The 14,218-nt window shown below is 69.6% G+C and carries 6 protein-coding genes and 1 pseudogene; 4 read left to right on the forward strand and 3 right to left on the reverse strand.

Going from position 1 to position 14,218, the window contains the following annotated elements; genetic code table 11:
- The first annotated feature begins 56 nt into the window (after nucleotides 1-56).
- Together HV826_RS22060 and wbaP are read left to right on the forward strand one after the other, a co-directional pair.
- Complete coding sequence (locus HV826_RS22060; RefSeq protein ID WP_176418983.1) at nucleotides 57-1,202, forward strand: glycosyltransferase; 1,146 nt, start codon at nucleotides 57-59, stop codon at nucleotides 1,200-1,202.
- Nucleotides 1,203-1,420: 218 nt separating this feature from the next.
- Nucleotides 1,421-2,815: an undecaprenyl-phosphate galactose phosphotransferase WbaP gene (gene wbaP / locus HV826_RS22065; RefSeq protein ID WP_176418984.1), complete on the forward strand. Its 1,395-nt coding sequence runs from the start codon at nucleotides 1,421-1,423 to the stop codon at nucleotides 2,813-2,815.
- 69 nt (nucleotides 2,816-2,884) lie between these two features.
- On the opposite strand, the gene HV826_RS22070 is transcribed toward wbaP, so the two are convergent.
- Nucleotides 2,885-4,813: a serine protease gene (locus HV826_RS22070; RefSeq protein ID WP_176418985.1), complete on the reverse strand. Its 1,929-nt coding sequence runs from the start codon at nucleotides 4,811-4,813 to the stop codon at nucleotides 2,885-2,887.
- A 461-nt stretch (nucleotides 4,814-5,274) separates the two neighbouring features.
- On the opposite strand from HV826_RS22070, the pseudogene HV826_RS38120 reads away from it, so the two are divergent.
- A pseudogene (locus tag HV826_RS38120) lies at nucleotides 5,275-5,490 on the forward strand (hypothetical protein); the annotation flags it as partial.
- Nucleotides 5,491-5,540: 50 nt separating this feature from the next.
- Here the strand turns inward: HV826_RS38120 and HV826_RS37370 are convergent.
- Complete coding sequence (locus tag HV826_RS37370; protein WP_255217349.1) at nucleotides 5,541-6,095, reverse strand: hypothetical protein; 555 nt, start codon at nucleotides 6,093-6,095, stop codon at nucleotides 5,541-5,543.
- A 3,922-nt stretch (nucleotides 6,096-10,017) separates the two neighbouring features.
- Here HV826_RS37370 and HV826_RS37375 point away from each other — a divergent pair.
- The gene (locus HV826_RS37375; protein ID WP_255217350.1) at nucleotides 10,018-11,199 is read left to right on the forward strand and encodes a general secretion pathway protein GspE; all 1,182 of its coding nucleotides are present in this window, start codon (nucleotides 10,018-10,020) and stop codon (nucleotides 11,197-11,199) included.
- A gap of 90 nt (nucleotides 11,200-11,289) precedes the next feature.
- Here the strand turns inward: HV826_RS37375 and HV826_RS22080 are convergent, their stop codons facing one another.
- Nucleotides 11,290-14,070 (reverse strand): vitamin B12-dependent ribonucleotide reductase, encoded by a 2,781-nt coding sequence (locus tag HV826_RS22080; RefSeq protein WP_176418987.1) that lies wholly within the window; start codon nucleotides 14,068-14,070, stop codon nucleotides 11,290-11,292.
- Nucleotides 14,071-14,218 lie beyond the last annotated feature (148 nt).

The raw sequence follows: 14,218 nt of genomic DNA on the forward strand, positions 1-14,218 counted from the left end.
GCGGGGCACCCTCGACGCTTGCCGCGCCGCGCGCGCCCGGTGTTAGAAGCCGTGCCGTGAAGGTTGCCCTGGTCCACGATTGGCTCGTCACCCACCGAGGTGGTGAGCGCGTCCTTGATGCCCTCTGTGAAGTCCTGCCAGACGCGGACATCTACACGCTCATCCACAAGCCGGGCTCCCAGTCGCCGGCCATCGAATCCCGGCGCATCTTCACGTCCTTCCTTCAGCACATCCCCGGCATCCACACGCGCTACCGGCACTTCCTGCCGCTGATGCCGAAGGCCATCGAGTCCCTCCAGCTCCAGGGGAAGTACGACCTGGTCCTCTCCTCCAGTCACTGCGTGGCCAAGGGCCTGCGCACGCCGCGGGGCACGCCGCACCTGAGCTACGTGCACGCGCCCATGCGGTACATGTGGGACTTGTTCGACGACTACTTCGGCCCGGGGCGCACCGGCCTCCCGGTGCGCGCGGCGGCCCATGCCGTCCGGCCCTGGCTCCGCCGGTGGGACCGGCGCACGGCGGCGGGGGTCCATCGTTTCATCGCCAACAGTCGGCACATCGCCACCAAGGTGCAGCGCTTCTGGGGCCGCGAGGCGTCCGTCATCCACCCCCCAGTCTCCTTGGAGCGCTTCGCCCAGGTGCCCCTGGCGGGCGGGGGGCAGGGCGGCTACTTCCTCTGGCTGGGGGCCTTCGCGCCGTACAAGCGCTTGGACGTGGCGCTGGAGGCGTTCCGGAACCTGGAGGCACAACTCTGGGTGGTGGGCACAGGCCAGGAGGCCGCTCGCCTGGGGGCCGGAACCCTGCCTGAAAATATCCGCTTCCTTGGCAATGTCTTGGATGCGTCCCTTCCGGCGCTGTACCGAGACGCCCGCGCGCTCATCTTCACGCCCGAGGAGGACTTCGGCCTCACTCCGCTGGAATCCCAGGCGACGGGCCGGCCCGTCATCGCCTACGGGAAGGGCGGCGCGCTCGAGACGGTGACGGAGCAGACCGGAATCTTCTTCTCGGAACAGACGCCGGCATCGCTCGCAGCGGCCGTGCGCCACTTCGACGAATGGGAGACAGGCTTCCGGCCCGGAGCCGCTCGCGCCCAGGCCGAGCGCTTTGGCCGCGCGCAGTTCCAGCGTGCCATGCTTCGAGAAATCCACTCGCTGCTCGGCGGGGTGTCGCCAGATTCCCCAGGCCCCGCAGCGGGACTGTGACTTCGCTGTCGCTCCTGGCCTGGCCTTTTGTGGGCAGCAGGTGGAGGGCGCTCCCGGCTGTGGGGGAGGGGTCGCCGCAACCCATTGTTTTCACGAATTTTTTCGTGTTAGCAAGCGCGGCTATCAAACGGTGATGGGCAAAACGCGTGTCCGTCTGAAGAGGGCGCGAGTCTTGCACAGGGGTGGCCACCCGTTGATTACGCCACAGGAGTACTGCGGTGTTCAGTCGTCTCCAGCGTTTCTACACGTCCATCAAAGTCGTCGCCGACATGGTGATGCTCGCGCTGGCCTTCGTCCTCGCGTACGCCACGCGCTTCTCCGGCATCGTGCCCGTCACGGAGGGGATACCTCCCTGGACGGACTCGTTCTTCTCGTTGCTGATGGTGCTCGTCATCTTCCCGGTGACGTTCCACCAGTCACGCCTGTACGGCACCAACCGCTCCCGGACGAACACGGGCGAGGTCTTCGAGGTCTTCAAGTCCACCATCACCGCGGCGCTCATCCTGGTGGCGGTGACGTACTTCGTGCGCGAGCGCTACTCGCGGCTCACGCTGGTCATCTTCATCGTCTATGCCTTCGCGCTGGTGACGTGCAGCCGGCTGGTGACTCGCTATCTGGTGAGTGAAATCCGGCGCCGGGGCCACAACCTCAAGTCCATCCTCGTCATCGGCGCGGGGGACCTGGGGCAGCGGGTCATCGAGACGGTGGAGCACCACCGCGAGCTGGGCTTCCGGGTGACGGGCGTGCTCACGCTGCGCCAGGAGAAGGTGGGCCAGTACGTGGGGGGCGTGCGCATCATCGGACACGTGGACCAGGTGAACGAGGTGTTGGACGCCGAGCCGGTGGACCAGGTCATCCTCGCGCTGCCGCTGGAGGGCCACGCCCAGGTCAAGGGGCTGATGGACAAGCTGACCCTGCGCACCGTGGACGTGCGCGTGGTGCCGGACCTGTACCAGTACATCACGCTCTATGGCGGCCTGGAGGAGTTCGGCGGGCTGCCCATCATCCGCCTCCAGGGCGACCCGATGGAGGGCTGGAGCCGGGTGGCCAAGCGGGCCTTCGACATCCTCTTCTCCCTGCTGGCCATCCTCATCACCGCGCCGCTCATGGCGGCCACCGCGCTGGCGGTGCGGCTCACCAGCCGCGGGCCCATGCTGTACCGCCAGGAGCGCATGGGCATGGATGGGCGCACCTTCCCCATCCTCAAGTTCCGCACCATGCGCATCGACGCCGAGCACAGCGGCGCGATGATGGCCCGCCCGGACGACCCGCGGCGCACGGTGATTGGCACGTTCCTGCGGAAGTACTCGCTGGACGAGCTCCCTCAGTTTTTCAACGTCCTGCGCGGTGACATGAGCCTGGTGGGTCCGCGCCCGGAGCGCCCCGTCTTCATCGAGGAGTTCAAGCGGCAGATTCCGCGCTACCACCTGCGGCACAAGGTGAAGGCGGGCATCACCGGCTGGGCGCAAATCAATGGCCTGCGCGGACAGACGTGCATTGAGAAGCGAATCGAGTACGACCTGTACTACATCGAGAACTGGTCGCTGCTGATGGACCTGAAGATCCTCGTGCGCACCGCGCTGGGCGGCTTTCTGTCGAAGAACGCCTACTGACGCCGCGAGCCCGGGCGGTGGCGCTCGCCACGGCCCGGGCCCGGGGGTTCAACGCCGCCGCGGGGGGGACTACTGGATGTTCCACACCACGGTGCCGGTGCAGCTCCCGCTGGAGTAGCAGCCCGCGCGAAGCTGCAGGGTGGTGGCCGTGGGCGAGGTGTACGTCAGGCTGGAGCCTCGGCCACCGCAGGCGTCGTCGTTGGCGGCCGCCTGCGTGGCGCCGTTGAAGAGGCGCAGGTAGGTGTCGCCGGTGAAGGACGCGCCCGTCACGCCGCAGGTGGCCACGGTGATGCTCTTGCCCGCGGCGATGGTGACGTCGCGGTTGGTGGTGTTCTGCTGCGCGCTGTTGGTGTTGGTGCCGCTGTAGCTGAAGCTGCCGCTGGTGGGGCCGCCGGAGCCGCCGGTGATTTCCCAGACGACGCGGCCGGTGCAGCTCCCGCTGGAGTAGCAGCCGGCGCGGACCTCGTGGTTGCCGGCGGTGGTGGCGGTGAAGGTGATGCTGGAGCCCCGGCCACCGCACGCGTCGTCGTTGGAGGCCACCTCGGTGCCCGCGGGGTTGCGCAGGCGCAGCCACGTGTCACCGGTGAGCTGCGTCCCCGTGAGGCCACACGTCGCGACGGTGAGCGTCTGGCCCGCCGTCAGCGCGAGGGTGTGGTTGGTGGTGTTCTGCTGCGCGCTGTTGGTGTTGCTGGCGCTGTAGTCGAACGAGTTCTCCGGGGGCGGGGGAGGCGGCGGGGGCGGCTCGCCGTTGCCGCCGGTGTCCGGGCAGCCGGCGGCGGGCAGCGCGCACTGGGGCAGGCTGGTGCCCAGGTGGCTGATGACCGCTTCAATGGGCACGCCGCGGTTGGGGCAGTTGGCGCAGTGGTGCAGGGCCACCACCAGGTTGTCCGAGTGGCCGATGACGGGCGAGCCGGAGGAGCCGCCCTGCGTGTCCGCGTAGTAGCCGATGTCGTTGGGACCGCCCGACTGGCAGGAGGCCTCGTTGCGGCTGTAGATCTCCGCGAAGCCGGACTCGTCCCGGGCATCCGTGGAGCGCACGGCGATCTTCTTGCCGTGGCCGGCCGGGTGCTGCGGCAGGTAGATGCGCTCGTTCACCACGGCGCCGGAGGCGCGCAACTGGAGGTAGCCGTAGGTGTTCACCGGGTTCTGGGACAGCTGGATGAGCGCGTAGTCACGCGGCGCGTCCACCTTCACCAGCGTGCCGCCCGGGATGACGGTACCCGGACAGCCGAACCAGCTCGCGCAGCTCGTCGAACAGCTCGCGCCTTCCGCCATGAATTCGTAGTGGGTGTTCTGCGCCTCGCTCGCCGTACCGACGCAGTGCTGGTTGGTCATCAGGTGGCCCTGGCTGCCCACGAGCCAGCCCGTGCACGCACCGGAGCCGTTGATGAGCAGGCGCGCCACCGGACGGGCGCGGCCGTAGAGGGTGGGGTCGCTGGAGGCGTAGCAGGGGGCCCACTGCGTGTCGTCCGCACCGCACAGGGCCTTGTTGCCCGACAGGCCCATCTCCTCGTTGGAGTAGCCCCGCGCGAACCGGTCGATGGAGTAACCGTGCTTGTTGAGGATGCCGCGGCGGTTGACGCTGTCCTGGCTGTGCAGCTCGATGATGGCCGTGTCGCCGGCGATGTGGATGCCCCAGAAGCCACTGCGCGCGCCCGGGTGCGAGTTGTCGTAGCGCCACGACCGGGAGTTGTCCGGCGCGCGCACCACGACGAAGTCGCCTTCCTCCAGGTCGAGCCGCTCGAAGTGGGGCGCGATGTACGCCGCGCCGGGGTGGGTGATGACGTCCGTGTGGATGGGGCCGTCAAAGGCGCGAAGCTGCGTGGTGGCGTAGGGGTGGGTCGTCTCGAAGCGGCGGAAGACGTCCTCGCCCACCTTCGTGAGCCGCTGGGACGAAGAGGAGACTTCTTCCTGCTGGCAGACCTCATCGGAGGCCAGCGCCGACGGCGCCCCCGTGGCCAGCGCCGTGACGAGACATGCGAGTGGGATGCGTTTCATCGATTCTCCTGGGAGTGAAGCTCTTGCGGAGCTGACTGCACTCCCATTTATATCCTGTAAAACTGACAATTCCCTGTAATGGCCCTGGGTTCCGCGGCAGGCGCAGCGTGATTGGAGTTTTCTCTCTTCACGGTGAGTGACACTCCGGCAGGCGCGGCGTGGTGTGTGGAGGCGTGGGCCTCGAGCCGGGGGCCTGGTTTCACTCGGAGCAGGTGCCTGTGGCTCCGCTCGTGCGGCCTGGCTGGCATGCAGGGGCCAGGCGACGGGAGGGGCGTCTCAGCCGCTGAGAAGGCGTCTAGAATCGGGCGGACATGGCCGAAAAGCTCGGAGCGATCCTGGTCCGCAAGGGCCTCATCACGCAGGCGCAGCTCGACGAAGCCCTTCGGGCCCAGCTCATCTACGGCGGAAGGTTGGGCTCCAACCTTGTCGAGCTGGACATCCTCGACATCGACACCCTGGCCATGGTGCTGGGGGAGCTGTGCCGCTACCCGGTGGCGCAGGAAGCGGACTTCGAGGCGGCGCCGGACGCGGTGCTGCACCTGCTCCCCGCTGCGATGGCGGAGAAGCACCAGGCCTTCCCGCTGGCGCAAGAAGGCCGGCGCCTCAAGGTGGCCATGGCCAGCCCGCTGGAAATCGAGCACGCGGATGCGCTGGGGTTCATCACCGGCCTGCGCATCGTTCCGTACGTCACGCCGGAGCTGCGGCTGTTCCAGTTCCAGGAGCTTCGTTACGGCATCAAGCGCGAGATGCGGTTCATCCAGATGAGCTCGACGAAGCGCCCGAAGCGGACCGGGACCGCGGCGCTGCCCGTGGAGGTCTCTTTGGCGCCCGCCGCGCTGAGCATGACGCCGCCGCCTCCCGCGCCCGTGCGAGCGGAGTCCGAGGCGGAAGGGATGTTTGGTGGGCTCGCGCCCGGGCAGTACCTGAGCGGCGATGACCCGGACACGGAGCCCGAGGATTCCGGCTCGGTCCGGTGGGCGCCAGCCGTGTCGGGGAGCTCGCATCCGTCGGACCATCTGCCGCCGCCCGCGCCACCGGTGGCGATGATTGATTTCGGGGAGGACGGCGGGATGCGGGTGGTGACGCCCGAGGTGCCCGTGCCTCCGACGCTGACGCCCGTGGGTGGCAGCGCGCGGCCCGCCTCGCCGCCGCGACTCACGCCGACGGAGACGCCGCGTGCCGTCGCGCCGCCTCCGTTCGCGATGGAGCCGGAGCCCGCGGAGGAGATAGACCTCCTGGAGGATGGGGAGGTGCTGGAGGAGGGCGACGTCGTCGAGGACATGGCCGCTGTGCCCGAGGGCTTCGATGGTGCTCCCGCGCCGGGAGTCGCCGCGGGCTCGGCCATGCCGGTGGCTCCGCAGGGCGCCGGTGGGGGGACGCAGCCACCTGGATTGGCGTCGCGGCAGGGTGTGGCGACTCGGCCTCCGGTTCCTCCGATGGGCGCCGCGTCTTCGGAGCCCGTGCCGCCGGCTCGGGGGGCTTCGGGGGCGGGCGAGGGGATGGGTGTTCCGCCTGGGATGCTCGCGCGGCCCTCGGGGGCGCCGGTGCCTCCGGGGACGATGGGGGCTCGGCCTCCGTCGTCTCCTGGGCTTCAGTCGGTGGCGGGACCTCCGGACAGGGTGGGCGCGCCGCCTGTGCCTGGTGCGTCGATGCCGCCGGGGATGGCCGGGGCTCGGCCGTCCTCCGCGACGGGACTGCCAGCGGTGCATGGCGCACCCGGCGCGGGCGCTGCTGGTCCGCAGATTCCTCCGGGGATGGTGGGCGCAGCGCCGTCGTCCGCGCCCGGAGGGATGTCCGCACCTCCAGGGATGATGGGACATCGTCCGCCGTCCGCGACGGGCCTGCCCGCGGTTCCTGGGCCACACGGTCCGGTGCAGCCAGGCATGGTGGGCGCTCGGCCTCCGTCCATGACGGGGGGACCGGCAGTGCCGGGGCCTCATGGGCCGGTGCCACCGGGGATGATGGGCGTACCACCTCCTGCGATGGCTGGAGTGAGTGCTCCGGTGCCTCCCGGGAGGGTGGGGGCGCAGGCTCCGGCCATGGTTGGAGCGGGTGCTCCGGTGCCTCCCGGGATGATGGGGGCGGGTGCTCCGGTGCCGCCCGGGATGGTGGGGCATCGGCCTCCGTCCGCGACGGGTCTGCCTGCGGTGCCGGGTCCCCCTGGCATGGCAGGGGGCGCTTCCGGGCCCGCTGCGCCAGCTCCTCCCGGAATGATGGGACATCGGCCTCCGTCCGCGACGGGCCTGCCCGCCGTGCCGGGGCCTCATGGACCAGTGCCACCGGGGATGATGGGGACACGGCCTCCGTCCGCGGCGGGTCTGCCCGCCGCGCCCGGGCCACACGGGCCAGTTCCTCCCGGGGTGATGGGACATCGCTCGCCGTCCATGCCGGGGCTGCCCGCGGTCCCGGGGCCTCTTGGGCCGGTGCCTCCGGGGATGGTGGGAGCACGACCCCCGTCGTCTCCGGGGCTGCCCGCGATGCCCGGACCTCATGCGGGGCCGGTGCCTCCGGGAATGATGGGAGCACGGCCTCCGCCCGCGCCCGGATTGCCAGGGCCGCATGGGCAGGTGCCTGCGGGGATGATGGGAGCACGGCCTCCTGCACCTGGCCAGCCTGGGCCTCATGGGCCGGTGCCTGCGGGGGGGATGGGAGCGCGACCGCCGTCGTCGCCGGGACTGCCTGCGGTGCCGGGGGCTCACGGGGCGATGCCACCAGGAATGGCGGGCGCTCCGCCTCTCTCCGCGCACGGGGCTCCACAGGCTCCGGTGCCTCGTGGGGCGATGCCCCCAGGAGTGATGGGCGTACAGCCTCCGCCTGCGCACGGCGTGCCCCCGGCGCCCGTGCCTCCCGGGGCGATGCCACCGGGAATGGCGGGAGCACCGCCTCCGCCTGCGCACGGGATGCCCCAAGCGCCCGTGCCTCGCGGGACGGTGCCACCCGGAATGACAGGCGTACATCCTCCGCCTGCGCACGGCGTGCCCCCGGCGCCCGTGCCTCACGGAGCATTGCTTTCGGAGATGAGTGTTGGGGAGCGGTCTGTCGCCGGGCCGGGGCAGCCTCATGCGCACTCGCCTCACGGACAGACGCCTCCGAGCACGCTGCCCGAACCTTCGTCCGTCGGTGGCCCGCCTGTTCCCCTTCAGGGCGCACCCACGCCGAGCATGGCGCAGGGCCCAATGAGTGGACCGCCCGTGCATGCGGCCCCGACGCCACCTTCAGGCGTGGTCGCTGCGCATCCAGCGGGCATGTCGTCGCAGCTTCCCGTGGAAATGACACCTCCCGGAGCGCTGCCGCCTCCCGCGTCATCGGGGGATGCACGGCCCGCGGAAGCGGAAATGCCAGTCCCTGGCAATGCCGCTGCGGAAGCTCCGCGGACCGACGAGCCAGCCGAGACTCCTCCAGTGGAAGCACACACTGCCTCGTCCTCGGCCGCCGCGGATGGAACGGAACGTCCGTTCCACCTTGAGCAAGCCCTGGGGGCTTCGGTGCCGAGCGGTGACGTCCCGGCGCAGGACCTTGACTCAAGCCGAATGCCGGTTCCTCCCGGAATGTCGCCTGCGGTTCATCGTGGGCACGGTGTCGCACCTGCGCCCTTCGCGTCTGAAGCGCGCGAAGACTCCACCGAACTCGGCGTGGTGCCACAACAGGGTGGCGTCCCAGCTGAGGCGGCGGTTCAAGAGCACGTGCCGTCTGCCGTCGACGCGAGTGGGGCTCCTTCGCAGGCGTTGCCCTCGGACTCTGAAGTGGTGTTGGACGTGGATGCCGTTGCCGTCACGGCTTCCGACGTGGTGCCGGCGACCCCTGTCGCGGTTGAAGGTGCGCCGTCGGTGGACGTGGAGGTGGCTCCCGAGACGCCAGCCCGGACGGATGCCACGACCGTGGTTGAGCCGGTCATTGCCACCGACGCGTCAGGTGGGCCGCAGGCGGTTGACGAAGCCGCTGAGGTGACGGCAGAGGGCGTCGGTACGGCAGCGGGTGGCGTCGCGAGCGAAGCCGCTGGAGTGACGGCACCGGACGTCGGTGTGGAATCGGGTGGTGTCGCAACCGAAGCCGCCGCGGTTTCGTCGGACGCTGCGGTTGCCGCGGTCGCGGCTTCCGAGGCTCAGGCAATCGGCGCCGCTCCCATTGTGCTGGAGGCCGCGGATGTAACAGGTGCTCGGGCCGAGGAACCGGTGGCCAGTCCCATTCACGACGCACCGAATGCCGTTGTCGAGTCAGCGGTAGCAGGCGCAGTTGCCGCTGACTCGGAAGCAGCCAGTGTCGCGGGGCCGGGCGCTGAAGCCGTAGCCACATCCGCGGTGTTGGACACGGCCAATGTCGCCACCTCAAGCGTCGACGACTCGGTGGCGGGTGCAGCTTCCTCCGCGCAGGAAGTTGCCGGTGATGCGAATGCGCTCGCGGCCGCATCGACGGCCGATGGCGTTTCGGCACAGCCGGACGACTCCGTTGGTCCAGGTGCGAACGTCGAGGCCTCGGCCGCGAGCTTCGTGACTGCCCAGCCGAATGACTCTGGCGTGGCAAGTGAGCGCGTTGAGACGCCTGCTGCGACCACCGCGGACACTTCGACCTCGGATGCACGTGCTGACGCTCCTGCCGCGCCGGATGTCGCCGATGGTTCGAGTGACACGCGTTCGGTTGACACCGAGCCCCATGCTGCCGGTGTGAGCGATGCGGCACCCGAAGCGTCCGCCGCTGGCGAGTCGTCGCCGGCACTGGCTCCTCAGGGGACCGTGGAAACGGCAGTTGTGGCACTCGAGGGTGCGCACGTCCCGTCGTCCACGAATGAAGGTGTCGCCGTTGCTGAACCGGCGGATGCATCGACTCCAGGGCTGGACGCTGGGACCTCACAGCACGCGGACACCTCTCCAGTTGAATCGCCGGACGCAGTCGCTGTGAGCGCGGTGGTATCGACGTCGTCCGGTGATGTCGCTCCGGGCGGCAGCCTCACGGATGCAGGCGCCAGCGAAGTCGTGCCGACGGCTTCGGAGGAGGTGGCAACGCCGGATGGCACGGAGGCCTCTGCTACGGTGGAACCCGGGACCGAGCAACCTCCCAGTGCGGAAGCGCTGCCGGAGGCCTCGCAGGCCGATTCCGGTCCAGTCCTCGTGGCCGATGCCGTTGAGCACTCCACGGCTCAAGCCGTCGCCACGAACTCCCAAGCCACCGCGACACCGAGCGATGCGTCGTCTCACGGAGTCGCGGAGTTGGCTGCGGAAACCGAACCAACACTGTCCATCGAGTCCGCTCCCGCCGCCGTTCCATCCACGGGCGAGCGGGCCGCGCTGCCCTTCGGTGAGGTGACGCAGCCCTTCGGCCTCAAGCTGGACCTGGCGGCCAGCGCCAGCGACGCCGACCCGATGGCGGCGGAGGCTGCGCCAGGCACGCACGAGGAGCCGCCAACGCAGGACAGCCTGGCGCCGCGCAAGGCACGAGGCTTCGTCGTCGCGGAGCATGGTGACCTGCTCACCACACCCGTTGCCCCTGCGGGCAGCGTCGACGCCACGGCGCCCACCGCGAGTGACGGCGCTCCCGCGTCCTTCGCCGAGACACCCGAACTCGCGACCCCACCCGTCACCCCCACGCCTCGGGCGCCGATTGAACTGGACGACCTGTCCGGCGCGTCCGACGAGCCGATGCAGCTCGCTTCGACGTGGGAGTTCGTGGGCTGGCAGGGCGGCGATGACGCGGGTCCCATTGGCCACGTTCCGGAGACGACCTGGGCGGACCGCGTGGTGGACCTCGACGGCCCGACCGCGGCCCCCGCTGCGACCGAAGTGCCCCTGGCCTCGGCGTGGGACTTCATCCAGCAGCCATGGCAGCCCACGACGGCGGAGCCTTCGGAGGTCATTGCCACGCTCCTGGCCGCGGCGGCCAGCGCGTCCACGGAGGTGCCCGAGGGTGGCCCTGCCGTGACGGCGGAGCACGTGCTGTCGGCGCTCGACGTCGTGAACACCCAGGGCACGCTCGGCAGGGTGGTGCTGGCGTACTGCGCGGGCCGCTACCAGCGCGCCTTCCTCCTGGGTGAGAGCCTCGGCCTCGCGCGGGTGGGGCATGCCTGGGGCCCGGGCAGTGACAGCGCTGCGGTCGCCGGCCTCAAGGTCGACCTCGAAGCGCCGTCCCTGCTGCACACCGCGATGACGTCCCCGAGCGCCAGCGTCTTCGACGCACCGGCATGTCCCCAGGACGAAGCCATCTTCGCCGCGCTGGGTGGGGAGGGCCCCTCGCACCTGGCCGTCATCGCCATCCGGAACCGGGGCCATGCGGTGGCCTTCATCGTCGCGGACCATGGCGCGGAGCCCATCGCCGCGCCCGCGCTCGATGAACTCACGCGCATCGCGCAGAAGGCCTCCGAGGCCTTCTCCCGTCTCCCCACCCGGAGCGCCTGAGCGCGAGCCGGAGGAGGGGCGACGCAAAAAGGGCTCCGGAGCCAGGTGCTCCGGAGCCCTCTTCACTTCACGAACGGCGCGGCGCGCTGCTCAGCTACAGCCGCTGGTCGCACCGCAGTTGCCGCATTTGTAGCAGGCGCCGCTGCGCACCATGATGGCGCCGCAGGTGTGGCACGGCGGAGCATCCGCCTGGTTCAGCCACGTGGACCCCTTTGAGGAACTGGAGCCGGACCGCTGCCCCGAAGCCGTCTGAGCGGGCAGGGCCTCCCGCTTCGGCTGCACGTCCACCCGGCCCAGCACCGCGTTCTCTTCCTCGCTCGGCAGGAACTTCAGCTCCAGCCAGCGGAAGATGTAGTCGGTGATGGACTTGGCGATGGGGATGGCCGGGTTGCCGGTGAAGCCGCTGGGCTCGAAGCGGGTGTGGCTGAGCTTGTCGACCAGCACCTTCAGCGGCACGCCGTACTGGAGCGCCAGCGACACGCTGGTGGCGAAGCTGTCCATCAGCCCGCTCACCACCGAGCCTTCCTTCGCCATGACGATGAACAGCTCACCCGGCAGGCCGTCCTCGTACATGCCCACCGTCAGGTAGCCCTCGTGGCCGCCGATGGAGAACTTGTGCGTGATGGAGCGGCGCTCGTCCGGCAGCCGCCGGCGGACCGCGCGGGGCTCCGGCTGGACGGCGGGGGCGGGCTCGGGGGCCACGGTGGCCTTGGCGGCGCGCGTGTCCTTTGACGTGTTCAACGGCTGCGTCCGCTTGCACCCGTCGCGGTACACGGCGATGGCCTTGAGGCCGCGCTTCCACGCCTCCAGGTAGGCCTTCTCGATGTCCTCCACCGTCGCGTCCGACGGCATGTTCACCGTCTTGGAGATGGCGCCGGAGAGGAACGGCTGGCAGGCCTCCATCATCTGGATGTGGCCCATCCAGTGGATGCTGCGCTCGCCCTGGGCCGGCTTGAAGGCACAGTCGAACACCGGCAGATGCTCGGGCTTCAGGTGCGGCGCGCCCTCGATGGTGTCCTGCTTGTCCAGGTAGCTGATGATGTCCTGGGCCTGCGTCTGCGGGTAGCCCAGCTTCTCCAGCGCCAGCGGCACCGTCTGGTTGACGATCTTCAGCATGCCGCCGCCCACCAGCTTCTTGTACTTGATGAGCGCGATGTCCGGCTCGATGCCGGTGGTGTCGCAGTCCATCATGAAGCCAATGGTCCCCGTGGGGGCCAGCACCGTCACCTGGCTGTTGCGGAAGCCGTGCGCCTCCCCCTGCGCGAGCGCGCGGTCCCACGCGTCCTTCTGCGCGGCGAACAGGCCCTGGCTCACACCCTCCGGCGCGATGTGGTACGCGGCCTTGCGGTGCTTGCGGATGACGCCCAGCATCGGCTCCGCGTTCTTCGCGTAGCCAGCGAAGGGGCCCTGCTTCTCCGCCAGGCGGGCGCTCATCGCGTAGGCCTCGCCGCACATCAGCGAGGTGATGGCGCCCGCATAGTTGCGGCCCGCGGGCGAGTCATACGGCAGGCCCGACGCCATCAGCAGCGCGCCCAGGTTGGCGTAGCCCAGGCCCAGCGGCCGGTAGTCGTGGCTGTTCTTCTCGATGCGCTCGGTGGGGTAGCGCGAGTTGCCGACGATGATCTCCTGCGCCATCAGCAGGATGTCGACCGCGTGGCGGAACGCCGTCACGTCGAAGTCGCCGTCGATGGTGCGGAAGTGCATCAGGTTCAGGGACGCCAGGTTGCAGGCCGAGTCGTCCAGGAACATGTACTCCGAGCACGGATTGGACGCGTTGATGCGCGCCGTCGTCGAACACGTGTGCCAGCTGTTCACCGTGGTGTCGAACTGCATGCCCGGGTCACCGCACAGGTGCGCGGCCTCGGAGAGCTCCCGGAACAGCTCGCGCGCCTGGTAGGTGTCCACCGGCTGGCCGTCGCGCACCGACCGCGTCGTCCAGGTGGCGTCATCCACCACCGCCTTCATGAACGCGTCGGTGACGCGCACCGAGTTGTTCGAGTTCTGGAAGAACACCGACGAGTACGCCTCGCCGTTGAAGGACGCGTCGTAGCCGGCCTCGATGAGCGCCCAGGCCTTCTTCTCCTCGGCCGACTTGCAGCGGATGAACTCGAGGATGTCCGGGTGCTCGGCGTTGAGGATGACCATCTTCGCCGCGCGGCGCGTCTTGCCGCCGCTCTTGATGACGCCGGCGAAGGCGTCGAAGCCGCGCATGAAGGACACCGGGCCGGACGCGGTGCCGCCGCCCGCCAACAGCTCCTTGCTGCCGCGGATGGTGGACAGGTTGCTGCCCGTGCCGCTGCCGTACTTGAAGAGCATGCCCTCCGTGCGCGCCAGCGTGAGGATGGAGTCCATGTTGTCCTCCACGCTGTTGATGAAACACGCGGAGCACTGGGGCTGCGCCTCCACGCCGACGTTGAACCACACGGGCGAGTTGAAGGACGCCTTCTGGCGCAGCAGCAGGTGGGTCAGCTCCGCGTGGAAGGCCTCGCGGTCCGCGTCCCGCGTGAAGTAGCCACCTTCCACACCCCAGCGGGTGAGGGTGTCCACCACCCGCGCCACCAGCTTGCGCACGCTCGTCTCACGCTCCGGCGCGCCCGGCGTGCCGCGGAAGTACTTCGACGCCACGACGTTCGTCGCCAGCATCGACCAGGACTTCGGCACCTCGATGTCCTTCTGCTCGAAGACGGCCTTGCCATCCTCGCCGGTGATGCTGGCGCTGCGGTATTCCCACGCCAGCTCATCCGCGGGGTCCACGCCCGGCGTCGTGAAGAAGCGCTCCACCGTCAATCCCGTCGCCGCCACGCGCGCCTTCCGCCCGCCGCGCCGCTCCTTCCCGTTCACCGTGGACTTCGAGCTCAGCTCTTTATCCATGTCGCCACCCTCCACGAATTCACTGTGAGTTCTGATGCAAAATTTTGCAAAACGCTAACGTCGCGAGATCCCAATGGATCCGATGGATCAGCCCGGAGCGAAGCGCGGGTGACCTCGGAGTGGATTCGCGACGACGAAGCAGGGGCGC

Origin of the sequence: Myxococcus sp. AM010, assembly GCF_013372585.1 — a bacterium.
GTDB lineage: Bacteria > Myxococcota > Myxococcia > Myxococcales > Myxococcaceae > Myxococcus > Myxococcus vastator.